Genomic DNA, 24,856 nt, shown 5'->3' with positions numbered 1-24,856 from the left:
CCTTTGGCAAAGGGATCTGACCCCGGCCCGTCAGGCCGCCCGCAGCGGCGGCCGCGCATGCGCACTTCGACGCAGGGCCTGCGCCCGCTTGGCGATCCAGCGCACCACGAAGGCGGTGAACAGCAGCGCCGACGGCACCGCATACCAGAAGTTGCCGGGCACGCGCTTGAAGTACGAGTAGGTGAACACCGCCGCGATGATCCACATGCCGGTGACGTGCAGGCGACGCCAGGCGGTGGGTCCCATGCGCTTGGCGAGCCCCCGGTGCGAGGTGATGGCCAGCGCCAGGATGGCGATGTAGCCCACCGTGCCCGGGAGGTTGGCCAGCGCGGAGCGTGCTGGCCAGAACGCCGGGTTGAGGATGCCGAAACTGGTGATGGCGACTGCGTGCAGCAGGTGCGAGAACGCGAAGGACAGACCGATGATGCGCCGTTCGCGCAGCAGGAACCGGGTGAACGGGCCGGGCAGCAGGGTGGCGAAGGAGGATGCCGTGAATGCCGCCAGGAACAGCAGGAGCGATGTGCGGGCGGTGAGCCGGATCGCCGCGCGGCTGCCTTCGGCTGCATCGGGATACAGGGCGAAGGCGGTCAGTGCGAACGCGATCAGGACCACGGCGATGGCTACGAACAGGCGCCAGCCGTGCAGGAAGGAAATGTTGGAAGCAGCCATGATGAGACCTCGAAGTAGGGGGCGGGTAGTGCCGGCCGCTTGCCGGTCAATGAACGGGTAGTGCCGGCCGCCGGCCGGCACCTCAGAAAGCAGGCAATGCAACCAGCACCCCCGCCGTGCACAGCTCGCCCAGAACGGGCACGCAGGCAGCACGCAATGCGTCCGTTGCCACGTCATGTGTTTCGGACAGCGCCTGCAGTGCCTCATCCACACGCGCGCCGTCGTCACCGAAGACCGAAAGCAGCGCGTAGGCCAGCGGTGACGGTTGCTCGACCTTCAGGCTGAAATCGGCGCGGCGCTGGATCACCAGCAGCGTGGGAGCTGCGCCCAACACCGGCTCCAGCCCCTCGTCCTCATGCACCGGCCACCGGTGCCCAAGCACCCGCACCAGCGGCGAAACCGCCAGCACATCACTGTCCTCGGGTACGCGCTGCAGCAAACACCCAGCGCCACGCGGTTCAATGTGCAGCGACTGCTGCGTGCTCTCGTAGTGCGCCAGTTCCGCCGCCCAGCCCGGCAGTGCCAGCGTGTCCTGCACTGCCAGCCAGGCCGCGAACTCGCCGGCGATCCGTGGGAACAACGGGGTCTGGCAGGTGTGGTGGGCGTAGTAGTGCGCCACGGTGTCGCGCCAGCGCGACGTGCCCAACTGCTGTTGCAGGCGCGGCAGGCTGCCGGCCAGCAGGGTGTCCAGGCTGTCGATGCACAGGCGGCGGTATACCGCCAGCCTGCGCGCCTCCACGCCATCGGGTGCGGTCTTTGCAGGGTCCCGCACATGATCGACCCAGCGCCGTTGCAGGGTAGCCAGCGGCTCAGCCATGGGCCACCTCCGGCCAACGTGCCTCAGCCTGCGCCTGGCGGATCTGCGCGATCTCGGCCAGCAACCCGGCCAGCGGCGGGAAGTTGAAGTCGCGTTCGAGCAGCGTGGGCCGCACGCCCACCCGCATGTAGGCCTCGCGCAACAGGGCCCAGACCACGCCTTTCACCGGCGCACCATGGGTATCGATCTTGAAGCCGTCGTCTTCATCGAAGTGGCCCGCTACGTGCAGCGAGGCGACACGGTGGGACGGCACGTGGGCCAGGAATTCGAAGGCGTCGTAACCGTTGTTGCAGGCATTGACGAAGACGTTGTTGACGTCCAGCAGCAGGTCGCAGTCGGCTTCGGCGAGCACGGCGTTGATGAAGTCGATCTCGCTCATGTCCGCGCCGGCAACGGCGTAGTAGGAAATGTTCTCCACGGCGATGCGCCGGCCCAGCATGTCCTGCACCTGGGCGATACGGCCGGCGACATGGTGAACGGCCTCGGCGGTGAACGGCAGTGGCAGCAGGTCGTAGACATGGCCACCGGCGGCGCAGTAGCTCAGGTGTTCGCTGTACAGCTGCACCTGGTGCAGGTCGAGGAAGGCACGGGTCTGTGCCAGCAGGGTGCGGTCCAGCGGATCAGGACCGCCCAGCGACAGCGACAGGCCGTGGCAGGTCAAGGGGTGGCGGTCGCTGAGTTGGCGCAGCGCGTCGCCGTGTGCACCGCCGACGCCGATCCAGTTGTCGGGGGAGACTTCGAGGAAGTCGATGGCACCGGCCGGCATGGCCAGCAGTTCGTCGATCAGGCCACGGCGCAGGCCAAGACCGGCGGCATGGGTGGGCAGGGGCAGGGACATGGCGGATGCTCCACAGAGAGCGCCGCCTTGAAGGCGGCGCCGGGTGAACGTCGATCAATCGGCAACGCGGGAGAACAGGCCCTTCGGCATCGGCTTGCCGTTGGCGGTGTAGACGCTGCGCAGGTAGTCGTGCGCTTCCTGCTCGCTGATGTAACCGTCGTGGTCGGTGTCGATGCGGTCGAACTCGGCGGCACGCTTGGCGGCCACAGCGTTGAATTCGGCACGCGAGACCTTGCCGTCGTGGTCGCGATCAGTGCGGGCAAACGAGGCGTCGCCGCACTTGCCTTCGCCACACTGGCCCTCGGCCACCTTGGCCTTGCCGGCGGGCGTGCCGGTGGTGGCCTTGTTGGCCCCGCACTTGCCTTCACCGCACTTGCCTTCGGCGGCGGCGCTCATGGCCACCGCGCTGATCGTCAGCGGCTGGATCGCCGCGGCCTGGCCGGCCAGCAGCAAGCCACCGGCCAGGGCGATGCCGATGGCACCGATGCGCGGCAGGCGGGAGGAAGAGGTGTTCTTGGTCGAGATGGACATGGTGGTGACTCCTTGGGAAAGCACGCGGGGCGTGCGGGATGGACGCCGCCGAAGAGGCGACGGAAAGCGAAACGCGCGGGAACAGGGGAGTCTGCTCAGGCGGCGCGGCGACAGCGCAGCAGATGGCCCAGCAGCAGCACACCGCCGAGCAGGGCACCGCCGAAGCCGATGCCGGGCAACAGCGCGGCAACCGGCAGCAGCAGGGCGATCAGGCTGACGCCCCAACCCAGGCCGTCATTGCGTGCCGTGGCACGGCCGGACCCGGCCAGCAGCCGGTCCACGCTGAGTGCGCCACCGCCGTTGAGGATCAGTGGCAGCAGCATGGCCAGGAACAGCAACGGCAGCTTGAAGTTGCCGTAGCCCTGGTCGGTGATCGCATAGCCCTGCCAGAGTTCACCCAGGCCGTTCCATTGGTCGGGCCAGTGCACGGCGGCGATGGCAACGATGGTGAGTACCCAGAAGACGTAGGCCACCGAGCGCGTGGCCAGGCCGAGCAGCAGCATCACTGCACCCACCAGTTCCAGCCACGTGGCCAGCTGCCAGTTCAGCGACGCGGGCAGTGTGGAGAACGGGAACGGGAAGCGGCCTTCCAGGTCGGCGAACCAGTTCTGGCCGCCCAGCTTCTCGCGGCCGGATTCAAAGAACTCCCAGGCCAGCAGGGTGCGCAGCGCCAACGGCGAGAGCCAGCGGCCGACGGCGTCCAGGCGGGGCGTATACACGGAAGAAGCGATGCTGATCATGGTGGTGTCCTGCGGGCCAGTGGTCGATGGAAGCCATTCCAGGCGGCGCAGGTATCGGCAACGTGTGCCGTTGCCCGGGGTTTTGTCAGCGACTGTGGCCGCGGCCGGGGTTTCGTACAGTCAGATACAAAGACGATGCGCGGATGCGCATCGGGGCGTTGCGCGCCCGCGTGCGGGCAGCGATATCCACCCGAAAGCGCCCGGCCAGGACCGGCGCGCGAATGTATCCCACTGTAGAAACCCGCCTGCGCCCTACAGTCCGGTACAACTCCGCGCTGCGGAGAAACAGCGCCGATACACCGGCAGGCGGAAATGGCCACTCCCAACTCCGGAGTGCCCCCATGATCCGTACCTGCTTGCTGGCCGCCGCTCTCGCCCTTGCCGCCGCCCCTGCCTTCGCTGCCCGGGCCGATACCGCTGCACCGCCCACCGTCATCCTGGTGCACGGCGCGTTCGCTGATGGCTCCAGCTGGAGCAAGGTCATCAGCACCCTGCATGACTGGAAGCTGCCGGCGGTGGCCGTGCAGAATCCGCTCACCTCGTTGGCCGACGACGTCGCCGCCACCCGTCGTGCGATTGCCGCTGCGCCTGGCAAGGTGGTGCTGGTCGGCCACAGCTGGGGTGGCACGGTCATCACCGAAGCGGGCAATGACCCGAAGGTGCAGGCGCTGGTGTACGTGGCGGCGTTCGCACCGGATGTAGGGCAATCATCGGCGCAACAGGGCGAAGGCTTCCCGGTCGGTCCGGGCCTGGCCCGCCTGCAGGAAAGGGATGGCTACCTGACGTTGCCGGCTGACGCTGTCGCCCAGGACTTCGCGCCGGACGTGATGAAGAAGTCGGCCGCACTGCTGTACAGCACGCAGGTCCCGTTGAAGGCCAGCGCGCTGGGCGAAGTAGTGAACGTTGCGGCGTGGCGCAGCAAGCCGAGCTGGTACGTGCTCAGCCGTGACGATCGCATGCTGTCGCCGCAGCTGCAGGCCGCCACCGCAAAGCGCATTGGCGCGCAGCTGCAATCGATCGGCAGCAGCCATGTGTCGCTGCTCTCGCATCCGGCGCAGGTGGCCGACAGCATCCTGGAAGCGGCGGGGGTGAAGCCGGCGGAACTGCCACTGGCCGAGCAGGGGGGCTGAGCGATGGCCGGCCTGCGTGCGTACGTGCTGCCGTTGCTGATGGGCGTGCTGGGTGGGGCTGCGCTGTTGATGGCCTGGCCCAGCCCGGAGGCCGATGCGCAGCCGGCACAGGCCGTTCCCGCCGCCGGGTTCGACGGTGGCGGGCCCTGGCACAACAGCCCGCCGCTCACACTGGAGCAGTTGCGGGGGCAGGTGGTGCTGGTCGAGTTCTGGACCTACACCTGCAGCAACTGCCTCAACGTGGCGCCGTATGTCCACCAGTGGCATGCACGCTACGCGTCGCAGGGCCTGAGGGTGATCGGCGTGCATACGCCGGAGTTCGCCTATGAAGGGCTGCCTGGCAACGTGCGCAAGGCCATCGCACGGTTGGACATCACCTGGCCGGTGGTGCAGGACAACCAGTACCGGATCTGGAACGCCTGGGGCAACCGCTTCTGGCCCGCACTGTACCTGCTCGACCGGCAGGGGCGGGTGGTCTACCGCCATTACGGCGAGGGCGACTACGCACGTACCGAAAGCGAGATCCAGCGCCTGCTGGCCAACCCCTGAGCCGCGCTACCATGGCCGCGCCGCGCGGCCTTGACCTTCGTCCTCATCGAGAACGCAATGAACCACGTACCGCACATCCTGGTCGTCGACGATGACAGCGAGATCCGCCAGATGCTGGCCGATTACCTGCAACGCAACGGCCTGCGCGTGAGCCAGGCCGACGGTGGCCGGGCCATGCGCGCGCTGATGGATACCCATGCCGTGGATCTGGTCGTGCTGGACGTGATGATGCCGGGCGAGGACGGACTGAGCCTGTGCCGCAACCTGCGCGCCGGCAAGCATCGTGCGGTGCCGGTGGTGCTGCTGACCGCCCGCGACGACGAAACCGACCGCATCATCGGCCTGGAAATGGGCGCTGATGACTACGTGACCAAGCCCTTCTCTTCGCGCGAACTGCTGGCACGCATCAATGCGGTGATCCGCCGCACCCGGATGTTGCCGCCGAATCTGCAGGTGAGCGAAGCCGGTCGCCAGCTGGCCTTCGGCGAGTGGCGCCTGGACACCACCGCACGCCATCTGCTGGATGCACAGGACACCGCGTATCCACTCAGTGGCGCCGAATTCCGCCTGTTGCGCGTATTCCTCGATCACGCCAATCGGGTGCTCAGCCGCGACCAGCTGCTCAGCCTCACGCAGGGCCGCGATGCCGAACTGTTTGACCGCTCGATCGACCTGCTGGTCAGCCGCGTGCGGCAGCGCTTGGGTGACGACGCACGCGAGCCGACCTACATCAAGACCGTGCGCAGCGAAGGCTATGTGTTCAGCGTGCCGGTGCAGTTGCTGGGGCCGGACGAATGAACGCCACCGCACGCCGCCCACGCTGGCCGCGCACGCTGTCGGCGCGGCTGCTGCTGGTGCTGCTGGGCGGACTGGCGCTGGCCCACGCACTGTCCTTCGGCCTGCTGTTCTTCGAACGCTACCAGTCCACCCGCAGCATGATGCTGCGCAACCTGGACGAAGACGTGGCCGTGAGTGTCGCGCTGCTGGAGCACCTGCCCGCGGACCAGCGCGATGCCTGGGTGCCGCGGCTGGAGCGGCGCACCTACCGTTACCTGCTGCGCCCGGCCGCGGCCGGACCGGGGCTGCAGACCGATCGTGCACGCCAGGTCACGGCGATCATCGATGACAGCCTGCAGCACCGCTATCCGTTGCAGGCGCGCCAGGTGGCTCGCCTGCCGGAGCGGTTCGAGGTGGAACTGCGCCTGCACGACGGCACCCCCTTGACCATCGAAGTCACCCCGTCGGGCCTGCCGCTGGCGCGCTGGCTGCCCGCCGTGTTGCTGGTGCAGCTGGCGCTGCTGCTGGTGTGCGCGTGGCTGGCGGTGCGCCTGGCCATGCGCCCGCTGCAGCAGCTGTCGCATGCGGTGGAGCATCTGCAGCCGGGCAAGGACGGGCCCGAACTGCCTGAAGATGGCCCTGCGGAAGTAGGCGGCGCAGCAGCCGCACTCAACGCACTGCAGGCACGTATTCGTGGCCATGTCAGTGAACGCCTGCAGATCCTGGCCGCGATCTCGCATGACCTGCAGACCCCCATCACGCGCATGAAGCTCCGGGTGGAGACCCTGCCTGAAGACAGCACCCAGCAGCGGCTGCTGGCCGACCTCGACCACCTTGGGCAACTGGTGCGCGAGGGTGTGGCCTATGCGCGCAGCAGCCACGTCGCCAGTGGCGCGCCGGTGTCGATGGACCTGGGCGCGTTCCTGGCCAGTGTGGTCGGCGATTACGAGGACATGGGCAAGCCGGTCAGTGGCGGAGCACCCGCTGGACTGGTCGTGCAGACCTGGCCGCAGCCGCTGCGCCGGGTGGTCGGCAATCTGGTCGACAACGCGTTGCGCTACGCCGGTGCCGCCGAGATCGAGGCGGGCCGCGATGAGGCCGGAAGGGTGTGGATCGGAATTTCCGACCGTGGCCCCGGCATTCCCGAGGACCAGCTGCAGGCAGTGCTGGCGCCGTTCCATCGGCTGGAAAGCTCGCGCAATCGCGATACCGGTGGCACTGGCCTGGGACTGGCCATCGCGGTGCAGCTGGCGCAGTCGCTGGGCGGCTCGCTGCGGTTGCGCAACCGCGAGGGTGGCGGGCTGATGGCTGAGCTGCAGCTGCCGGGGTAACGGGCGGGGTCGGATCCCTTTGCGGGAGCGAAGGGCTCTGACCCCGATGTGGGATCTGTGACGTTCCTGCACGGCCTTGGGATCGGCGATCATCTGCAGGGAGTGTCGAAACCAGGAAGCACGCAATGCAGGGAACGCAGCATTCAATCCAGCGCCCGCGCCACGTCGCGCTGCTGGTCGGTCTGCTCGCGCTGGCGGCCTGCCAGCGCACACCGGACGCACCGACCGACGCACCCGCAGCGGGCACACCGCCTGCCGCCCCGGCCACCGCAACAGATCTCTCTCCGCTGCTCGACGCCTTGCCGACCTGCGCGCTGGACGGCTGGTACATCGATCAGCAGACCGGGCGCCCGGCCCATCCCTGGTTGGCGGCGAACGCGCCGAAGCCCTGCAAGGAAGACGTGGAGAACGAGATCGCCACGTTCTGCGTGCAGGGGCAGTGGAAGGGGCTGCCGGTGGAAGAGGTGATCCTGCCGACGATGACATTCGTTTCGTTCCGTGGGGCCAGGATCGGCCTGCCGCTGGAGAAGGCACGTCCCATCGTCCGCCAGCGTTTCGGCCAGGACTTCCCGGGTGGTGCGGCTTACGAGGAGGGCCGCGAGCCGAAGCTGATGGCCGATCCCGAAGATGCGCAGCGTTCGTGGCTGCTGTGCAGCACCCCGGAACTGGGCCACGACGTGGACAGCGAGGGACGCATCAGCTATTCCGGCATGAACCTCCCCTACGACCACGACGGTTGCAGTTACCGCTACAGCCCGGTCGACTTCTGCGATGCGCGGCACCGCGCAGCCATCGAAGATGCCCTCCAGCATCAGAAACCCAATTTCAACCGGCACTACCTGCTGGTACAGGTCGATGATCGTCCGGAGTATTTCCAGCGCACGCTGGTGCTGGTCGATACCCGCACGGGCAGGGCGACGCCACTGCCGTTCGATGCCTTCACCGGGCCGGCGGGAAAGGGCGGTGATGCTACCGGCTACGGGACACTGGAGACGGGCGTGGACCGGCAGCAGTTCTGCCTCGATGGCGCGTTGCTGGTCTACCGCGTGTTCGAGGAAGGGCGCTTCTGCTTCGGTTTTGACGGTGAGCGCTTCACCGGCCATGAAACCCAGTACATGCAGGCAGCGGATGGCCGATGACCGGTATTTCACCCGGGCCATGACATCCTGCCCCGAACCTGCGCAACCGGGACCGAGGCTGTTGAAGGCGAACACGCAATGACCGCGGCGCGGCAGCGCTCGATGTGGGTGGCGGGCCTGTCCACGGTAGTGGAGTGGTACGACTTCACCCTGTACCTGTATTTCGCCACGGTGCTGTCGCGGGTGTTCTTCGGCGGCGGCGAACAGGCGCTGCTGGTCACGCTGGCCGGCTTCGCGGTGTCCTACCTGATGCGCCCGCTGGGCGCGCTGTGCTTCGGCCACCTGGGCGACCGCCTGGGCCGGCGCTGGATGCTGCTGGCTTCGATGGCGTTGATGGCGGCGGCGATGCTGGCCACTGCGTTGCTGCCGACCGCGGCCACCGCAGGTACCACGGCGGGCGTGCTACTGCTGGTATTGCGCTGCGTGATGGCGTTTTCGGTGGGCGGTGAGTACACCGGCGTGGTGGCGTACCTGCTGGAAAGCGCACCGGCGCGGCGGCGTGGCCTGGTGACCTCGCTGGCCTCGGCCGCCAGTGAAGTAGGCGCACTGCTGGCGGTAGCGATCTCGGCGGTCACCGTGGCGCTGCTCGCGCCCGCGCAGCTGGACAGCTGGGGCTGGCGTATTCCGTTCTTCGTCGGCGCTGCGCTGGCACTGGTGATTCTGGTCGCGCGCTCGGGCATGCACGAATCGCCGGAGTTCGAGCGCCAGTGCCGCGAAGGCAGCATTCCTGCCACGCCGCTGCGGCATGTGCTGCAGCACCACCCGCTGGCGGTGGCGCGCACCTTCGCGATCTCGGCCTTGGGATCGATCACCTACTACGTGGGCATCACCTATGTGCCCGCATTCCTGCATGCGCGGGGCCACGATGAGGGCGATGCGCTGTGGCTGTCGACGATTGCGGCCGTGGCGGTGATCGCGATCACGCCCCTGTGCGGCGCATTGTCCGACCGCGTCGGGCGGCGGCCGATGCTGTTGGGCCTGACCGTGCTGGCAGCGCTGCTGCCGCTGTCCCTGTTCGCGTGGATGGCGCAGGCGACGCCGCTGGGCATCGCGCTGGCGGCGGTGTTGCTGGCCTGCGTGGCCGGTGGCGTGAGCGCGGTGGCGGCCCCGGCCACGGCCGAGCAGTTCCCCGGCGAAGGGCGGGTGAGTGGGCTGGCACTGGGCGTGACCATGGCCACGGCCTTCTTCGGCGGGGCAACGCCATGGCTGGCGCAATGGTGGGTGGAACGCAGCGGCTGGGCAGCAGCGCCAGGCGCGATGATCGCGCTGGTGGCGGTGCTGGTGCTGCCGGTGCTGTGGACCCTGCCCGAGACGGTCCCGGGCAGGGCCAAGCGCTAGCGGGTCAGACCTTGAGGGTCTGCTCGATGTCGGCCAGTACCGCGGCCGCATCCACGCCGATGGCGATCGACTGCACCACGTGGCCGTCCCACACGCTGGGGCCGAACGCCAGGCCTTCCGGCTTGGGGATGGTCATGCCGCGGGCAACACCGTCGGTGGCCACGCGCACGCTGGCGCGCTCGAACTGGAACAGTTCCGGGCGGGTCAGCGCGATGCATGCGCAGCAGTCATGCACGACCATGCCCTTGTGGCCGGCCTGCAGGTAGAAGTCCACGTAATCCTGCGACAGCGCTCGCACCAGCTCGGCGTCGGTACCGCCGATCGCTGCCAGCTTATCCAGGCCGTCACGGTCCATTTCCACGCGGGTGGTCACGTCCAGGCCGATGGCGGTCACCGGCCAGCTGGCGGTGAACACCACGTCGGCCGCTTCGGCATCGCCCCAGATGTTGGCTTCGGCGGCCGGGGTGATGTTGCCGTTGACGTGGAAGGCGCCGCCCATGATCACCACGCCGCGCACCAGGCCGGCGATGTCCGGGGCTTGCTGCAGGGCCAGCGCGAGGTTGGTCATGCGGCCGACCGCGACCAGGGTCACTTCGCCCGGATGGGCGCGGACCAGGTCGATGATCAGCTGGTAAGCGGGGCGCGCGTCGGCGGCCACGTCCAGTTCGGCCGGCACCGGGTGGTTGCCCAGGCCGTTGTGGCCGTGGATGTGCACCGGCCAGGCTTCCGGGGTGGCTTCCGGCTGCAGCGGGCCACCGGCACCGCGCGCGACCGGGGCGGCGAAGCCCCAGGCCTGCTTCAGGTACAGCGCGTTGTGCGTGGTCGACTCCACCGAGGCATTGCCGAAGGTGGTGGTGACGCCGATCAGGTCAATCTGGGCGTGCTTGTGCAGGTACAGCAGGGCCAGGGCGTCGTCGACGCCCGGGTCGGTATCGAAAATGACTTTCAGCATGTTGTTGTTCTTCTTCTTCCGTGTGGTGCGAGGGGCGCCGGCGGCCACGGGGCAGGCCAGCGCGCCCTGCATTGTCCCATCTTCATGACGGGCAGGGCCATTGCCGGGCTGGCAGGCCCATAATGCCCTCCAGTCCAGGCATGGAGCCACCGAATGCTGATCGTTGCCCTTCTGCTGGTCCTGCTGGTGCTGGGCCTGAACGTGGCGGCTACCGTGGTGATCGTCAGGCGTGATGGCCTGTCGGCGGGTGGCCGCGCAGTGCAGCTGCTGCTGGTCTGGCTGCTGCCGCTGGTCGGCGCCATCCTGTGCCTGGCAGTGGCCACGGCCGATGGCTCGGGCAGCCGGGGGGATGGCGGCGCAAGCCATGACACCTCCGTTGGCTATTCCGGTGACAGCCACAGCCATCACAGCTACAGCAGCTCCGACTGCAGCAGTGATGGTGGTGGGGGGGACGGCGGCAGCTGCGGCGATTGAGGTCCCTGTAGCGTCGAGCCATGCTCGACTGCCCTTCGTTCCACAGCCGCGACGCCTGATCGAAAAGCAGTCGAGCATGGCTCGACGCTACAAGGTGCCGGGCATAGCCCGGCAACCCCGCCTGCCTCAGAATTTCCAGCGCAGGCTGGCCGACACGAAGCGCGGCTCGCCGAAGTTGTTGTAGTCCAGGTTGGCCCAGTAGGTCTTGTCCAGCGCGTTGCGCACGCTCAGCGTCGCGGTCCAGTTGTCGCTGATGCGGTAGTTGGCGTTGAACTGCACCAGCGAATACGCCGGCTGGTTCACCGTCACCGTGCCGCCGAGCGGGTAGGCGATGTTGTAGCCCTGTACCCGGCTCTGCCACTGCAGGCCACCGCCGATGCTCAGTCGCTCCAGCGCGCCGCGCAGCTGCAGCTGGGTGTTGAGCTGCAGCAGGTCCTTGGGCGGATTGGCGTACAGCAGGTCGGTGGCGGCGCGGGTCACCTTGACGCGGGTGTAGCCGGCATTGACCGTCCAGCCCGGCAGGATCTCGCCGTTGACGTCCATCTCCCAACCGCGCGCCTTGGTGCCGTTGATGCCGATATAGGCCGAGCTGCCGTCGCTCAGCGTACCTTCCGGCACGCTCATGTCACGCACCGCGTAGTTGTCCTGCTTGGCCTCGAACACCGCCGCATTGGCGGTCAGGCGGCCATCGAACCACTGCGTCTTGATGCCCGCTTCCAGGTTCGAGCCCTGCACCGGTGCCAGCAGGTTCTCGTTGCGGTCCTTGTAGTTCTGCGGATTGAAGATCTCGGTGTAGCTGGCATAGGCCGACACGTTCGGGGTGATCTCGTAGACCAGGCCCACGTACGGAGTGACCTCATCGCTCACCTTGTATGCACCGCTGGTGCCGGTATAGGCGCCGGCAGCGTTGTACGAGCGGCTGAGCGTTTCCCAGCGGCTCAGGCGTGCACCGGCAATCAGCGACAGCGGCTCGGCCAGGCGCAGGCGGGTGGCCAGGTAGACGCCACTCTGCGTGGTCTTGGCCACGCGGCGTGCGCCGGTGCGGGTGTAGGTCACTTCGGAGATGTCGCCGTTCCAGTTGAACACGTTGGGGATGTAGTAGCAGCGCTCACGCCCGCAGGTCGCCCAGTCGCCCGGGAAGTTCAGCGCCACGGTATTGGTGGTGCCTTCCAGGTCCGACCACTGCGCGCCGACGGTGAGGTCGTGGTCGCGGCCAAACAGCGGGAAGCTGCCGGTCAGGTAGGCATCGACATTGCGGCGGGTGTCCTTCGAATCACCGGCGGCCGCGCGCAGGTAGATGCCCGCGCCGGTCACCGGGTCCGGGTTGCCGGTGCCGTACAGGCGCACGTTCTGCACGTTGCCGCGGGTGTAGGCGGTGTTGATCTTCAGCAGCCAGTGGTCGCCGAAACGCTGTTCCAGGTTGGCGAAGGCGGTATTGCTTTCGCGCTTCCAGTAGCTCCACTTCGGCGACAGGTTGGTCGAGCGCGCCAGATGGGCGAAGTTGCCCTGGTTGTCGAAGAACGCCACGGTGCCCCAGGTCGAACCGGTCGGGTTGTTGTCCTGGGTCTGGTAGCCGACGGTGACCGTGGTGCTGTCGGTGACATCGCCTTCCAGCACCGCCATGCCGGCCATCTTGTTTTCCTTGTAGCGGTCGTAATACAGGCCACGATCGGTGTAGGCGGCGACCACGCGGCTGCGGAAGCGGCCGTCGGCGGTCAGCGGCGCGGTTACGTCGGCTTCCATGCGGCGGTAGTCCCAGCTGCCGGCGCTGACCGCGAACGACGCGTCGAATTCCTTGCCGGGGCGCTTGCGCAGCAGGTTGACCGTGGCCGACGGCACGCCGGCGCCGCTGAGCAGGCCGTTGGCACCGCGGATCACTTCGATGCGGTCGTAGAAGGCGGTGTCGTACTCCTGGTTGGTCGAGCCGCTGTAGGTGGGAATGCCGTCGACCTGGAAGTCGGTGATGGCGAAGCCGCGCGCGTAGTACAGCGGGCGTTGCGTGTCATAGAAGGACACGCTGACCCCGGTCACGTTGCGCATCACATCGTTGATGCTGAACAGCGATTCGTCCTGCAGGCGCTGCAGGCTGATCGCGGTGGCCGACTGCGGGGTTTCCTGCAGGGTGATCGGCAGGCGGGTGGTACTGGCCGGCGGCGCCGACTGTTCGGCACGCACGCTCACCCGGTCCAGGGTCTTGGCGTCGGCTGCGCCATCAGTGGCGGCGAACGCGCTGGGCGTGGCCAGCAGGGTCAACGACGAAAGCAGGGCGGCCGGCAGCAGCGCGCGGCGGGGCAGGCGGTTATCGAAGGTCAGGCACATGGTGGGCTCGAAGCGTGGAGGCGGGGAGGGGCGGCAACAGTCGTCCAGCACCCGGGGCGGCGGCTTCGGGCACGGTCAGGTCCGTCTGGGGGCGAGGCGCGGTCACTGCGCAGGACGCAAATGTAAATAATTCTTAACAACATTACAATTCGCGTCATTGTGCGCAGGGTTCCCGGCACGGGGCATCGCTTTCTGTAGAGCCGAGCCATGCTCGGCTGCTTTTTGCCGGAGCCGAGCATGGGCTCGGCTCTACAGGCGGTAGCCTGCCCAAACGCAAACGGCCACCCGAAGGTGGCCGTCCGTCTGCATCGAAAGGAACCTGCGGGCTTACAGCGCCTGCAGCTCCTCGTTGGCGTTGCGCTTTTCCTTGGCCGGCGCCGGAACCGCGGCCGGAGCGGGCGATGCCGCGTTCGCGTCCACCGGCACCTCCAGGTAGGGCAGCTGCAGGGTCTGGCTGGTCAGCGTGCGGATCTCGTTGACCAGCGCGGCGCTGTCGTTGAGCTTGCGCCCGTACGACGGCACGATCTCGCGCAGGCGGGTTTCCCAGCCGGCCTTCATCTGCTCCGGGAAGGCCTTGGCCATCAGGTCAAGCATGATCGGCGGCGAGGTCGACGCGCCCGGCGACGCGCCGAGCAGGGCGGCGAGGGTGTGGTCCTTGTCGGTCACGATCTCGGTACCGAACTGCAGCACCGGGCCCTTCAGCGGATCGCGCTTGATGATCTGCACGCGCTGGCCGGCGGTGACCAGCTTCCAGTCACCCGGCTTGGCATTGGGGAAGTACTTGACCAGTTCGGCCTGGCGGTCGGCATCGTTCAGGCGCGCCTGTCCCATCAGGTACTGCACCAGGTCCAGGTTGTCCTTGCCCACTTCCAGCATCGGGCCAACGTTGTTGTGGGTGACCGAGGAATACAGGTCCCACCACGAGCCGTGCTTGAGGAACTTGGTGCTGTACAGCGCGAACGGCCCGAACAGGACCACCGGCTTGCCGTCCAGCTTGCGTGCATCCAGGTGCGGCACCGACATCGGCGGCGAACCGGTTTCGGCCATGCCGTAGGCCTTCACCCCATGGCGCGAGGTCACGTCCTGCCCCTGGAAGGCGAGGAACTGGCCGCCGACCGGGAAGCCGGCGTAGTCCTTCGATTCCGGAATGCCCGACATCTGCAGCAGCTTCAGTGCGGCGCCACCGGCACCGATGAACACGAAGCGGGCGTGGGTGGTGGATTCGGTGCCGGCCTTGAGGTCCTTCACTGTCACGTTCCAGCTCTTGTCGGCGTTCTGCCGCAGCGCGCTCACTTCATGGTTCAGGTGCAGGCTGAAGTTCGGGCTGCGCTGCAGGCCGGCGGTCAGCTGGCGGGTGATCACGCCGAAGTTGACGTCGGTGCCCAGCGGCATCCAGGTTGCGGCAACCTTCTGCTTCGGGTCACGGCCTTCCATCAGCAGCGGGGCCCACTGCTTGATCTGGGCCGGATCCTCGGAGTACTGCATGCCGTAGAACAGCGGGTTCTTGACCAGGGCCTGCTGGCGCTTGTGCAGGTAGGCGATGTTGTCATCGCCCCAGACGAAGCTCATGTGCGGGGTCGGGTTGATGAAGTCGCTGGGCTGGCTCAGCCGGCCCTCCTTCACCTGGTGCGACCAGAACTGGCGCGAGACCTCGAACGATTCGGCGATGCCGACCGCGCGCTTGGTCTCGATGCTGCCGTCGGGCAGTTCCGGGGTGTAGTTCAGTTCGGCGAACGCCGAGTGGCCGGTGCCGGCGTTGTTCCAGCCATCGGAGCTTTCACCGGCGACGCCGTCGAGGCGTTCGTAGACCTGGATGTTCCAGTCCGGCTGCAGTTCCTGCAGGTAGGTGGCCAGGGTGATGCTCATGATGCCGGCGCCGACCAGCACAACATCGACGGGCTTGTCGTTGCTGGCGGCGGGCACCGAGCGCTGGGTCAGCGGCCAGTACAGGAACAGCGCGGCGGCCAGCAACAGCAGCACGAGCAGGGCGAGAAGAGCCTTGCCAAATTTCTTCATGGGGGCGGGATCGTTGGCGGAGGGGAAGGGGTCAGGATGCGCGTGGGGCAGGGAAAGGGCGTGAAGAAACAACGCCTTGCATCATCCATCGGTGATTCTAACCGGATCCGGTCCTTTTTTGATGCAACGCAGCATCCGACGTTTCGCGGTGCTGCCACATGGGCGGCAGGCGATGCCCGGCGACGGTGGGATCAGACCAGCTCAAGGATCTCGTCGCCAGCCTCATCGACCCCGCCGGTCGGGCGCCAGCCCAGGCGGCGGTAGAAGCCGTGCGAGCGCGAACGCGGGTCGGCCGAGCAGGCCAGGAACAGCCGCCGGTGGCCGGCATCGCGGGTCAGGCTGACCACTTCCTGCAGCAGCTGGCGGCCGATGCCGCGGCCCTCGTAGTCCGGCAGCAGGGCCAGCACCAGCACCTCGCCGCTGTCGCGGTCGGCGAAGCAGTAGCCGGCCATGCGCTCGCCCTCCCAGGCGACGCGGCCGATCGAATCGCCCTGGGCGATGCCGGCCGCCCAGCTGTCCACAGTGATGCCCAGCTGGGCCAGCTGCTCGGCGCTGAAGGCGTTCTCGCGGGTGCGCCCACGCAGGTCGATGCAGGCAGCGGCATCCTCGGGGCGGGCATCGCGCAGGTACACGGGCATGCCGGACATCCTTGTAATGGTCGGCCCGCCAGTATCCGCATCGCGCATGGACCCGGTGTGTAGGCTTGATGGAGATCCGATGGAGCCCCGAAAAAGGGGACGGAGGGGATTAAGCCGTATTTGCCTTGGATGTCGGATTGGCCTTAAGCGACTTAATCCCCTCCGTCCCCTTTTTGCGCTGTGCGTCAGCGCTTGCGCCGGATCAATGCCGAGGATGCATCCAGCACGGCGCGGGTCAGCAGGGCCATGGTCTGCACGTCGCCCTTCCAGTGCTGCCAGTACAGCGGCACGTCTTCCCACGCGCGCTGGCGTACGTAGACCAGGCGGCCGGCGTCCAGGTGCCGCTTGACCAGCGGCAGCGGATTCATCGTCCAGCCCATGCCGCCCAGGTTGGCCTGCACAAAGGCGCGGGTGGAGGGAATCCACCAGGTCGGTGCGGTGCTGGGCAGGTCATCGCCGGCCATGCGCCGGGCAAAGCGCGACTGCATTTCGTCCTTGCGGTTGAACACCAGAACCGGTGCCTGCGCCAGTGCCTGCGCGGTCACGCCCTTGGCGAAGTGGCGTTCGCGGAATTCGGGGGTGCAGGTCGCTGCATAGCGGATGCTGCCCAGCGCGTGGATCTGGCAGCCCTGCACCGGCTCGTCCAGCGTGGTCACCGCACCCAGCACCGTGCCCTGGCGCAGCAGTTCGACGGTGTGGTCCTGGTCCTCCACGCGCAGGTCCAGGGTGGTCCCGGTGCCCTGCGCGAACTGCGCCGCGGCCTGCGGAAACCAGGTTTCCAGACTGTCGTGGTTCACTGCCACCGGGATGCTGGCCTGGGGCAGGTCCTCATCCGCCAGGCCCATGCGGTGCAGCGCATCGTGTTCGAGCAGGGCGGTCTGCTCGGCCAGCTGCACCAGCAACTGGCCCTCGGCGGTCGCGGTGGCCGGGGTGCCACGCTTGACCAGCAGGCGGCCGATCCGGTCCTCCAGTGCCTTGACCCGCTGCGAGATGGCCGAGGGCGTGACATTCAGCGATTGCGCGGCGCGGTCGAAGCTGCCTTCGCGGATCACCGCGGCCAGGGCGCGCAGCTGGGCGTGATCGATGCGCATCGAATTAAGCTCCGCTAATGTTGGTTTAGGAAGTTTAGCTCGTCTTTTCCATGTTGCGGCGCGACAATGGCGCCCGTTCCGGTGCTGTCCGCCTTCGCGAGGCACCGTCCCCCAAGCAATACAAGGCAGTGAATCCCATGTTCTCGGTCATCTCCGCCAGCACCGGCCTCGGTGCCTGGTTCTCTGGTGCAGCCACCGGCATCGGCCTGTTCGCCGTGGTCGGGGCCCAGAGCGCCTTCATTCTGCGCCAGGGCATCCTGCGCAAGCACATCGTGCCGGTGGTCGCCACCTGCGCGGCCATCGATGCCATCTTCATCTTTGCCAGCGTGGCCGGCCTGCGCACGCTCACTTCAGCGCTGCCGTGGCTGACCACCGCCGTGCTGTGGACCGGTGTCGCGTTCCTGGCCTGGTATGCGATGAAGTCGGCACGCCGCGCGATCGCCGGCGGCGGTGGCATGGGCGAGGCCGACAGCGACGACGGCAGCCGCCGCGCGGTGCTGATGGCCGCGGTCGGCTTCTCGCTGATCAACCCGCACTTCTGGCTGGACATGATGGTGATCGGCTCCATCGCCGAGAACTTCGGCAATGCCCGCATGGCCTTCGCTGCGGGCGTGGTCACGGCCAGCTGCCTGTGGCTGACCGCGCAGGGCCTTGGCGCACGCCTGCTGGCGCCGCTGTTCACCAAGCCCAGCACCTGGCGCGTGCTCGACGGCACCATCGCCGTGATCCTCAGCATCCTGGCCCTCATGTTGGCGGTGCGCGGGGTCCACTGACCCGGCGCACGCCCCCCGAACCCACGTCCTGACTCTCTCTCCAAGGTAGTGGCAACGACGGCACCGGCAACGGTGCCGTCGTCTTTTCCGGCTCTGGCGGGAAACCCATTGCCCTGCCTAGAATCGGAGACCAGGACAAGGTGTCCACAGGAGCAGGGGAAGGATGCACAGGACGATTCTGGCGGCCGCACTGGCCGTCATCGGGGGCGTTGCCGCAGGCAGCGCGGGGGCGGTGGAGCTGACGCAGTACCTGCGCCGGGAGACCTTCACCGACATCAAGATCTCGCCGGGGGGCGAGTACGTAGCGGCAACGGTGCCGAGGGAGGACAGCACCGCGATCGCGATCCTGCGCCTGAAGGACAAGGAGGTGGTCGGCAGTTTCTGGCCGCCCAGCCGCAACCACGCGCAGGAATTCGATTGGGTCAGCAACGAGCGCCTGTTGATCGGCCTGGCCCAGAAGTGGGGCTCGCTCGACCAACCCAATCCCACCGGCGAACTCTATGCCATCGACGCCAACGGCAACCGCGGCGAACTGCTGGTCGGCTATCGCGTCGAAAGCAAGGGCCCGGGGACCCGCATCCAGCCGAAGAAGGTCGAAGCAGTGGCCGCCTTCCTGGCCGACGACCTGCCGGGCGACGAGCGCAACGTGCTGGTGACCGTATGGCCGCTGGCCGAGGATCCGTACACCCGCGTAGATCGCATGGATGTGACTACGGGTCGTCGCTCGCGGGTGGCGTCCTCGCCGGTACGGCGCGGCGAGTTCACCACCGACGGCGCCGGCGAAGTGCGCTTCGTGCATGGCTCGGGCAGCGACAACATCAACAAGCTGTACTTCCGCGAACGCAGTGGCGACAGCTGGAAGCTGATCAACGACGAGGCCGTCAGCAAGCGCATCGAAACCGCCCTCGGCTTCTCGGCCGATGACAGCCTGGCCTACCTCAACGTCGAGCAGACCCAGGGCCCGGACGCGATCGTCAGCTGGAACCCGCAGACAGGCGAGCGTGCCACGCTGCTGCGCGACGAGGTGGTCAATCCGTATCGCATCATCCATCGGCCCGGCACCCACGTGCCGGTGGGCGCGCTCTATCTGGGCGACACGCCGCGTACCCGGTTCTTCGACGAGAAGTCGCCGGAGGCGCGCCTGTACCGCAGCCTGGAAGCCGCCTTCGGAGGGCCGGTCTACATCACCTCCAGCACCCGCGATGGCCGTGTCGTGCTGGTGGAAACCTGGTCGGGCTCGAACCCGGGCGATTTCTACGTCTACGACACGGTGGCGCGCAAGGCTGACCACCTGATCAGCCGCAGCGACTGGATTGACGTGGACCGCAGTGCCAGCGTGAAGCCGATTGCACTGAAGGCGCGGGACGGGCTGCCGTTGCATGGCTTCCTGACCCTGCCGTCCGGCAGCAACGGCCGCAACCTGCCGATGGTGGTGATGCCGCATGGCGGTCCGTTCGACATCTTCGATTCCGGCCAGTACGACCGCGAAACCCAGATGCTGGCCGCCGCCGGATATGCCGTGCTGCAGGTCAACTTCCGTGGGTCGGGCAATTACGGCCGGGCCCACACCCAGGCCGGTGCGCAGCAGTGGGGCGCGGCGATGCAGGACGATGTCACCGATGCCACCCGCTGGGCAATCAGCGAAGGCATCGCCGATGCTCGTCGCATCTGCATCTATGGCGCCAGCTACGGGGCCTACTCGGCGATGATGGGGGCGGCCCGCGAACCCGGGCTGTATCAGTGCGCGGCCGGCTATGTGGGGGTCTACGACCTGCCGATGATGTACACCCGTGGCGATATCCAGGACCGCGGCTCAGGCGTGACCTACCTGCGCGAATGGCTGGGTGATCCGGCCAAGCTGGGCGCGGTGTCGCCGGTGAACCTGGCCGAACGGATCAAGGTGCCGGTGTTCCTCGCGGCCGGTGGCGAAGACAAGCGTGCGCCGATCCAGCATACCGAGCGCATGGAAGCGGCGCTCAAGCGCGCCGGCACGCCGGTGGAAAGCCTGTACTACAAGACCGAAGGCCACGGCTTCTACACCGAGGCGCATCGCAGCGAGTACTACGACAAGCTGCTGGCGTTCCTGGCGCGCAGCCTGGGGGGCAAGACCGCGACGACCGCGCCCGTGGCCGGCAAGGACAAGGCGCCCTGAGCCCAGTGCCTGCGGGGGAGTGGTCCCCCGCAGGCACTGAGGTGCGATGACCGCACAGATCGTATTTGAAACAAGTTGCATAGCATATGTGCCTGCTGCGTGGGGATCATGCTTGTTTCCCCGATACGGTGTTGCCATGGCCCTCCCTGATCGATGCACACCTGTGCTTGCCCGGTGCGGAACGCTGGCATTCGCCTGTCTCGGCTTGCTGGTCCTGGACGTGCAAGCCGAGGTGGGGGAACGCTACGAGGCCGATGAAGTCGCACGCTCGCTGCTCGCTACCGGCGCGGTCCACGAGGAGGGGTTGCAGCTGCATCGATGGTTGACGGGGGCCGCGGTCGACATGCCCGCGGACGCTGAGCGCGAGGTCAGGATGATGACCCGCGCGATTGCATTGGCAACCGGGCTGACGGACAGCTGGATTGACGCGCTGTACGGTGTGGAAGCAGCGGGGTCCGAAGCGCAGGCAGCGCGGAAACTGCTGGCGGACGCCAACAGCGCTGGCGCTTCGCGCTGCATGGCGCACGGCGTCAAGGAACAGCCGGAGAATGCGCCGCTGCACGGTTATGCGTTGGAGCGCTTCGGGGACACCCCGCTGCCGGCTCATGCAACGGTTGTCGACGTTCAATACCGATGCATCACCTCCTACATTTCGGCTCACAGGGTTCTCGCGTTGGCCGCGATAGACGTGCTCAAGCAGGGGCGCCGCCCGATAGCGGGGCAGTTGCTTGCCGATCTGCAGGCGGGCATGGCGCGTGATCGGCACTGGCCCCGGGCAGACGGTGGTGACATGCAGCTGCTTTCGTTCTGGAAGGGGCGCGCGTGGTCCGGTGATCGGCGGCTGGTCGAGACACTCGCCAGACGGTCGATCTCCATGGACGAAGTGCGGCCCGTGGATGCAGTCGCACAGAAGGCGCTGTTCGCAGACTTCAGCGAACAGGCCCTTGGACAACCGGCCTCGGAGGAGCTGACCACCCAGATCCTGCTATGGATACCGCCCGTTCTGCGCGAGTCACTGCGCAGTGATGTGGAGGCCTATGTTGCCGCGGCAGCGGTCTCGCCCCTGCAATGTCAGCCGGTGCGAGCACAGCTCATCGACGAAGAAGGCCGGCGCGCGCGCATGGAAGTTCGATGCACGGTACCGGCGCTGGATGCCATTGCGGTGCCGGAAATGGCCGCATCCCTTCCAAAAGATGCGCTGGAACAGCACTACCGGCAGGTGTTGGGGGCGTTGCGCACGTCCATCGGCAGCGTCGGAAGTACCACCCTGATCGGCTTCACCACCCTCGGCTGGAGCGCGCATGCCCAGCGTTGGGACTTGCCCGTCGGCGCGCACGCGGCTTTGCAGGCGCGCACGCTGCTGCCGACGCCGGTGGTCGACGAGTGGGGCAAGCCGTCCAACATCAGCCGCTTCCTGCCGGACGTGTTGCGCGTGCAGAACATCGATCCTTCAGCCCTGGACGAAGATACCCGCGACAAAATCCAGAGCATGCGGCTGCAGATGGCCGACGCCATGCGTGGCGGTTGGCAATGACGTCGGGACTTACTTCACCCCGTGCATCATCTTCTTCAGCAGCGGCGCGGCGATGAAGGCCGCCAACGCGCAACCCAGGCCGATCCACATCAGCAGCCAGAACAGGTGCGCGTAGGCACCGGCGGCAGCCACCATGTCCAGCGATTCGCCTTCCGGCACCTCGATCGCGGCCAGCTTGCCGAACAGCGCGGCCAGCGTTTCCGAGAATGCGGTGGCCAGGAACCAGGTGCCCATCATCAGGCTCATCACCCGCGGCACGGCCAGCTGGGTCACCGCCGACAGGCCGACCGGCGAGAGGCACATCTCGCCGCTGGCCAGCAGGAAGTAGGCCAGCACCAGCCACCACACGCTGGCCATCTCGCCGGTGGCGCCCACCTGCTGTGCGGCCAGCGCCAGCGGCACGAACGACAGCGCGCCGATCACCAGGCCCCAGGCTGACTTCACCGGCTTGCCCGGTTCCCAGCCGCGGCGGTCCATCCACGTCCACAACGCGGCGAAGGCAGGCGCCAGCAGCACCAGGAACAGGCCGCCGAGGTAGGTCAGCGAGCCGGCGGTCTGCGGAATCACCAGGCAGTCGCGCACCAGCAGCACCAGCATCAGTACGACGATGGCGGCGAAGAACGTGCGCGGCGCGGCCGAGCCCGGGCGCCGTTCCGACAGGCGCGCGCTGACCACGAAGCCGAGCGGTGCCAGCAGCAGCGAGAGGATCGACCACGGCAGCGGCGTGCCGCCGGTGATCACCAGCGAGGGCACGATGTCCTTGGTCAGCAGGCGGTCGGTGAAGGTCACCCACGAGCCGTAGGACTGCTCGTACATCGTGAAGAACACCAGCGCCATGAAGATCAGCACCATCAGCGCGATCATCTGCTGGCGCTGCACCGGCGTGCATTTCGTGCCGGTGAACCAGGCGAACCAGACCAGCACGCCGCCCAGCACCACCAGCATCAGCATCAGCGCCAGGCTGATTTCACCGCCCAGCGCGAACGCGCCGTTGCCGGCGGCCCACATCAGCCATGCCACCGGCAGCACGCCGAGCACCGCGCACAGATAGATGAGCCATTCGCGTGGCAGGCCCAGCACCTTCTGCTTCAGCGCCGCCGGTTGCGGCGGTTCGGCATGGCCCTGCAGGTACTTCTGGCCCCACAGGAACATCGCCAGGCCGGCCAGCATGCCGATGCCGGCCGCACCGAAACCGTACTTCCAGCCGTAGGCCTCACCGAGGAAGCCACACACCAGGGACGAGAACAGCGCGCCGAGGTTGATGCCGGCGTAGAACAGCGAAAAGCCCGAGTCGCGACGCGGGTCGTCCTTGGCGTACAGCTTGCCGACAATGGTGGAGATGTTCGGCTTCAGGAAGCCGACGCCCATGATGATCAGCGCCAGCGACAGGTAGGTCACCGCCAGCGCCGAGGTGTCGCGCACCACTTCGCCGTTCACCCGGTACGCGGCGTGGCCCTCGAAGGCCATGCCGAGGTGGCCGAGTACCAGCAGGATACCGCCGAACAGCACTGCCCGGCGCATGCCCAGCCAGCGGTCGGCCAGCATGCCGCCGAACACCGGGATGCAGTACACCAGGCCACCGTAGGCACCGAGCAGGTCCAGGCCGGCCTTGTCGCCGAACAGGTGGTATTTGGTCAGGTACAGCAGCAACAGCGCCTTCATGCCGTAGAAGGAGAAGCGCTCCCACATTTCAGTGAAGAAGCAGACGTAGACGCCCTTGGGGTGGCCCAGGAAGTCGTCGGAAGCAGAGGCGGCAACGGTCATCGACGGCGGGGACAGCGGAAAGGGCGCGATTATAGGCCTCTGGGCCTGGGCAGGCAGCCGCCGGTGGATCCACGCCATGCAGGGATGGCGCTCCCCCGGCGGCCACCGCTCACAGGTATCGCAACCAAGGCAGATCGCGCCTTCGCGCTTTGAACCGCGCGAAGGCCCGCGTCGGCGGGTACAGCACCACCGCCAGCGCACAGGCCACCAGCAGCAGGCCGCTGACCGAATCCAGGGCATACAGTTCGCCATGGGTCGGCCCCCAGGCCGCCAACGCGGCCAGGTACAGCCCTTTCAGCACGTACAGGTGCAGCAGGTAGAAGAACATCGGCGCGGCGCCGATATCGGACACCGGGCGCAGCGCACGCGCGAGGGGCGGCCATTCGTACAAGCGCAGCAGCAACAGCCCCACGCCCAGGGTCAGCAACAGGAACTGCAATGACGGCGGGTACTTGGTGACGTTGAAGATGCTCAACCACGTGCGCAGCGTAGTGGTCTGGTACGACCAGGGAGCATCCCCATACTGGTTGGCGAACCGCAGCAGCGCGAACAGGGCCAGCGCGCTGACGCCTGCCCACAGCAGCCAGCGCTGGCGCTGCTCCGGCGCGCGCGCGCGGCCGAACCAGGGCCCCATCAGATAACCCAGCGCAATCACCCCGATCCACGGCAGTACTGGATAGGAGGTGCGCAGGCGCAGCGCGCCGGCCTCGATCCAGTCGCGCTGGTGCAGCACTTTCCACAATAGCGCCAGCAGGCCATTGCCTTGCACCCGTAAGCCGTCGAACAGGTTGTGCCCGGCCACCACCGCGACCGCGACCGCCAGCAGGACGGGGCGGGGCAGCCATAGCAGCCCGGCCAGTGCGATCATGCTCAGCCCGATGGCCCAGATCACCTGCAGGTACAGCGTTTCCGGCGGCAGCTGGAAGGTCCAGGCGAAATTCACCAGGGTCAGTTCCAGCACCACCAGGACCAGCCCGCGCTTGAGCAGGAACGCAGCTGTGGCCCCGCGCGGATCCGCCTGGCGCTGGCCGTACAGCCAGGCCGACAGCCCGGTCAGCAGCACGAACACGGGGGCGCACAGGTGGGCCAGCAGACGGCAGGCGAACAGCGCAGGGGAGACCGTCGCTGCGTCCATCGGGTCGCTCACCTGGTGCTGCAGGAAGAAGGTCTCACGCACGTGGTCCAGCAGCATCAACAGCATCACGGTGCCGCGCAGCTGGTCGATGGAGGCCAGGCGGTTAGTGGGGGAAGGGGCCACGTACGAGGTTCGGTCGGCGTGACAGG

Annotated in this window: 22 protein-coding genes; 10 read left to right on the top strand and 12 right to left on the bottom strand. The window is 67.4% G+C overall.

Features of this window, described 5'->3' with window-relative positions; genetic code table 11:
- Window positions 1-30 precede the first annotated feature (30 nt).
- From AC5QAB_RS10250 to AC5QAB_RS10230, 5 genes are all read right to left on the bottom strand, one after another.
- Complete coding sequence (locus tag AC5QAB_RS10250) at window positions 31-669, bottom strand: ferric reductase-like transmembrane domain-containing protein (protein WP_197562036.1); 639 nt, start codon at window positions 667-669, stop codon at window positions 31-33.
- A gap of 82 nt (window positions 670-751) precedes the next feature.
- Window positions 752-1,486 (bottom strand): HvfC family RiPP maturation protein, encoded by a 735-nt coding sequence (locus AC5QAB_RS10245; RefSeq protein WP_197562037.1) that lies wholly within the window; start codon window positions 1,484-1,486, stop codon window positions 752-754.
- A complete protein-coding gene (locus AC5QAB_RS10240) occupies window positions 1,479-2,324 on the bottom strand; it encodes an HvfB family MNIO-type RiPP peptide maturase (RefSeq protein WP_197562038.1) in 846 nt (281 codons plus the stop codon). Before AC5QAB_RS10240 ends, AC5QAB_RS10245 begins: the two co-directional genes overlap by 8 nt.
- 54 nt (window positions 2,325-2,378) lie before the next feature.
- Window positions 2,379-2,855 (bottom strand): HvfA family oxazolone/thioamide-modified RiPP metallophore, encoded by a 477-nt coding sequence (locus tag AC5QAB_RS10235; RefSeq protein WP_197562039.1) that lies wholly within the window; start codon window positions 2,853-2,855, stop codon window positions 2,379-2,381.
- 95 nt (window positions 2,856-2,950) lie between these two features.
- Window positions 2,951-3,595: an HvfX family Cu-binding RiPP maturation protein gene (locus tag AC5QAB_RS10230; RefSeq protein WP_197556993.1), complete on the bottom strand. Its 645-nt coding sequence runs from the start codon at window positions 3,593-3,595 to the stop codon at window positions 2,951-2,953.
- A 341-nt stretch (window positions 3,596-3,936) separates the two neighbouring features.
- On the opposite strand from AC5QAB_RS10230, the gene AC5QAB_RS10225 reads away from it, so the two are divergent.
- The 6 genes from AC5QAB_RS10225 to AC5QAB_RS10200 all read left to right on the top strand — a co-directional run bounded on the left by AC5QAB_RS10225 (window position 3,937) and on the right by AC5QAB_RS10200 (window position 9,859).
- On the top strand, window positions 3,937-4,725 hold the full coding sequence (locus tag AC5QAB_RS10225) for an alpha/beta fold hydrolase (RefSeq protein ID WP_495233370.1): 789 nt from the start codon (window positions 3,937-3,939) through the stop codon (window positions 4,723-4,725).
- A 3-nt stretch (window positions 4,726-4,728) separates the two neighbouring features.
- Window positions 4,729-5,274: a redoxin family protein gene (locus tag AC5QAB_RS10220; RefSeq protein ID WP_049406394.1), complete on the top strand. Its 546-nt coding sequence runs from the start codon at window positions 4,729-4,731 to the stop codon at window positions 5,272-5,274.
- 57 nt (window positions 5,275-5,331) lie between these two features.
- Window positions 5,332-6,072 (top strand): response regulator, encoded by a 741-nt coding sequence (locus AC5QAB_RS10215; protein WP_032960784.1) that lies wholly within the window; start codon window positions 5,332-5,334, stop codon window positions 6,070-6,072.
- Entirely contained in the window at window positions 6,069-7,382 is a 1,314-nt protein-coding gene (locus tag AC5QAB_RS10210) for an ATP-binding protein (protein WP_197562041.1), read from the top strand. The genes AC5QAB_RS10215 and AC5QAB_RS10210 overlap by 4 nt, the downstream gene beginning before the upstream one ends.
- 125 nt (window positions 7,383-7,507) lie before the next feature.
- A complete protein-coding gene (locus tag AC5QAB_RS10205) occupies window positions 7,508-8,521 on the top strand; it encodes a hypothetical protein (protein WP_197562042.1) in 1,014 nt (337 codons plus the stop codon).
- A gap of 78 nt (window positions 8,522-8,599) precedes the next feature.
- Window positions 8,600-9,859 (top strand): MFS transporter, encoded by a 1,260-nt coding sequence (locus tag AC5QAB_RS10200; protein WP_197562043.1) that lies wholly within the window; start codon window positions 8,600-8,602, stop codon window positions 9,857-9,859.
- 4 nt (window positions 9,860-9,863) lie between these two features.
- On the opposite strand, the gene AC5QAB_RS10195 is transcribed toward AC5QAB_RS10200, so the two are convergent.
- Window positions 9,864-10,811 (bottom strand): nucleoside hydrolase, encoded by a 948-nt coding sequence (locus tag AC5QAB_RS10195; RefSeq protein ID WP_197562044.1) that lies wholly within the window; start codon window positions 10,809-10,811, stop codon window positions 9,864-9,866.
- A gap of 153 nt (window positions 10,812-10,964) precedes the next feature.
- On the opposite strand from AC5QAB_RS10195, the gene AC5QAB_RS10190 reads away from it, so the two are divergent.
- Complete coding sequence (locus AC5QAB_RS10190; RefSeq protein ID WP_032960776.1) at window positions 10,965-11,285, top strand: hypothetical protein; 321 nt, start codon at window positions 10,965-10,967, stop codon at window positions 11,283-11,285.
- Window positions 11,286-11,411: 126 nt separating this feature from the next.
- On the opposite strand, the gene AC5QAB_RS10185 is transcribed toward AC5QAB_RS10190, so the two are convergent.
- The 4 genes from AC5QAB_RS10185 to AC5QAB_RS10170 all read right to left on the bottom strand — a co-directional run bounded on the left by AC5QAB_RS10185 (window position 11,412) and on the right by AC5QAB_RS10170 (window position 17,349).
- Complete coding sequence (locus tag AC5QAB_RS10185) at window positions 11,412-13,604, bottom strand: TonB-dependent siderophore receptor (RefSeq protein WP_049406405.1); 2,193 nt, start codon at window positions 13,602-13,604, stop codon at window positions 11,412-11,414.
- Between the two features lie 327 nt (window positions 13,605-13,931).
- Window positions 13,932-15,620, bottom strand: a complete 1,689-nt coding sequence (gene mqo / locus AC5QAB_RS10180; protein ID WP_046429482.1) for a malate dehydrogenase (quinone) — start codon at window positions 15,618-15,620, stop codon at window positions 13,932-13,934.
- A 191-nt stretch (window positions 15,621-15,811) separates the two neighbouring features.
- Window positions 15,812-16,258 carry a GNAT family N-acetyltransferase gene (locus AC5QAB_RS10175; RefSeq protein ID WP_014646343.1) on the bottom strand — a complete coding sequence of 149 codons (447 nt, stop codon included), beginning with the start codon at window positions 16,256-16,258 and terminating at the stop codon, window positions 15,812-15,814.
- Between the two features lie 185 nt (window positions 16,259-16,443).
- On the bottom strand, window positions 16,444-17,349 hold the full coding sequence (locus AC5QAB_RS10170) for a LysR family transcriptional regulator ArgP (protein ID WP_049406408.1): 906 nt from the start codon (window positions 17,347-17,349) through the stop codon (window positions 16,444-16,446).
- A gap of 137 nt (window positions 17,350-17,486) precedes the next feature.
- On the opposite strand from AC5QAB_RS10170, the gene AC5QAB_RS10165 reads away from it, so the two are divergent.
- The 3 genes from AC5QAB_RS10165 (at window position 17,487) to AC5QAB_RS10155 (ending at window position 21,808) form a co-directional block, all read left to right on the top strand.
- Window positions 17,487-18,122, top strand: a complete 636-nt coding sequence (locus AC5QAB_RS10165) for a LysE/ArgO family amino acid transporter (RefSeq protein WP_005415673.1) — start codon at window positions 17,487-17,489, stop codon at window positions 18,120-18,122.
- 163 nt (window positions 18,123-18,285) lie between these two features.
- Entirely contained in the window at window positions 18,286-20,274 is a 1,989-nt protein-coding gene (locus AC5QAB_RS10160) for an alpha/beta hydrolase family protein (RefSeq protein ID WP_032961341.1), read from the top strand.
- 136 nt (window positions 20,275-20,410) lie between these two features.
- Window positions 20,411-21,808, top strand: coding sequence for a hypothetical protein (locus AC5QAB_RS10155; protein WP_197562050.1), 1,398 nt, complete (start codon window positions 20,411-20,413; stop codon window positions 21,806-21,808).
- Between the two features lie 9 nt (window positions 21,809-21,817).
- On the opposite strand, the gene AC5QAB_RS10150 is transcribed toward AC5QAB_RS10155, so the two are convergent.
- Complete coding sequence (locus AC5QAB_RS10150; protein WP_014646346.1) at window positions 21,818-23,572, bottom strand: peptide MFS transporter; 1,755 nt, start codon at window positions 23,570-23,572, stop codon at window positions 21,818-21,820.
- 109 nt (window positions 23,573-23,681) lie between these two features.
- Window positions 23,682-24,830, bottom strand: coding sequence for an acetyltransferase domain-containing protein (locus AC5QAB_RS10145; RefSeq protein WP_495233369.1), 1,149 nt, complete (start codon window positions 24,828-24,830; stop codon window positions 23,682-23,684).
- Between the last annotated feature and the right edge of the window lie 26 nt (window positions 24,831-24,856).

Source organism: Stenotrophomonas sp. YJH_SMC_127 (genome assembly GCF_059372445.1).
This window is presented reverse-complemented; position numbering and strand designations above follow the sequence as displayed.

Bases quoted from the DNA above. Each gene is read 5' to 3' on its own strand.
- AC5QAB_RS10155 (WP_197562050.1), top strand. From the start codon at position 20,411: ATGGCCCTCCCTGATCGATGCACACCTGTGCTTGCCCGGTGCGGAACG.
- AC5QAB_RS10240 (WP_197562038.1), bottom strand. From the start codon at position 2,324: ATGTCCCTGCCCCTGCCCACCCATGCCGCCGGTCTTGGCCTGCGCCGT.
- AC5QAB_RS10195 (WP_197562044.1), bottom strand. From the start codon at position 10,811: ATGCTGAAAGTCATTTTCGATACCGACCCGGGCGTCGACGACGCCCTG.
- AC5QAB_RS10205 (WP_197562042.1), top strand. From the start codon at position 7,508: ATGCAGGGAACGCAGCATTCAATCCAGCGCCCGCGCCACGTCGCGCTG.
- AC5QAB_RS10200 (WP_197562043.1), top strand. From the start codon at position 8,600: ATGACCGCGGCGCGGCAGCGCTCGATGTGGGTGGCGGGCCTGTCCACG.
- AC5QAB_RS10150 (WP_014646346.1), bottom strand. From the start codon at position 23,572: ATGACCGTTGCCGCCTCTGCTTCCGACGACTTCCTGGGCCACCCCAAG.
- AC5QAB_RS10230 (WP_197556993.1), bottom strand. From the start codon at position 3,595: ATGATCAGCATCGCTTCTTCCGTGTATACGCCCCGCCTGGACGCCGTC.
- AC5QAB_RS10170 (WP_049406408.1), bottom strand. From the start codon at position 17,349: ATGCGCATCGATCACGCCCAGCTGCGCGCCCTGGCCGCGGTGATCCGC.
- AC5QAB_RS10245 (WP_197562037.1), bottom strand. From the start codon at position 1,486: ATGGCTGAGCCGCTGGCTACCCTGCAACGGCGCTGGGTCGATCATGTG.
- AC5QAB_RS10185 (WP_049406405.1), bottom strand. From the start codon at position 13,604: ATGTGCCTGACCTTCGATAACCGCCTGCCCCGCCGCGCGCTGCTGCCG.
- AC5QAB_RS10160 (WP_032961341.1), top strand. From the start codon at position 18,286: ATGCACAGGACGATTCTGGCGGCCGCACTGGCCGTCATCGGGGGCGTT.
- AC5QAB_RS10215 (WP_032960784.1), top strand. From the start codon at position 5,332: ATGAACCACGTACCGCACATCCTGGTCGTCGACGATGACAGCGAGATC.
- AC5QAB_RS10220 (WP_049406394.1), top strand. From the start codon at position 4,729: ATGGCCGGCCTGCGTGCGTACGTGCTGCCGTTGCTGATGGGCGTGCTG.
- AC5QAB_RS10250 (WP_197562036.1), bottom strand. From the start codon at position 669: ATGGCTGCTTCCAACATTTCCTTCCTGCACGGCTGGCGCCTGTTCGTA.
- AC5QAB_RS10210 (WP_197562041.1), top strand. From the start codon at position 6,069: ATGAACGCCACCGCACGCCGCCCACGCTGGCCGCGCACGCTGTCGGCG.
- AC5QAB_RS10175 (WP_014646343.1), bottom strand. From the start codon at position 16,258: ATGCCCGTGTACCTGCGCGATGCCCGCCCCGAGGATGCCGCTGCCTGC.
- mqo (WP_046429482.1), bottom strand. From the start codon at position 15,620: ATGAAGAAATTTGGCAAGGCTCTTCTCGCCCTGCTCGTGCTGCTGTTG.
- AC5QAB_RS10225 (WP_495233370.1), top strand. From the start codon at position 3,937: ATGATCCGTACCTGCTTGCTGGCCGCCGCTCTCGCCCTTGCCGCCGCC.
- AC5QAB_RS10235 (WP_197562039.1), bottom strand. From the start codon at position 2,855: ATGTCCATCTCGACCAAGAACACCTCTTCCTCCCGCCTGCCGCGCATC.
- AC5QAB_RS10190 (WP_032960776.1), top strand. From the start codon at position 10,965: ATGCTGATCGTTGCCCTTCTGCTGGTCCTGCTGGTGCTGGGCCTGAAC.
- AC5QAB_RS10165 (WP_005415673.1), top strand. From the start codon at position 17,487: ATGTTCTCGGTCATCTCCGCCAGCACCGGCCTCGGTGCCTGGTTCTCT.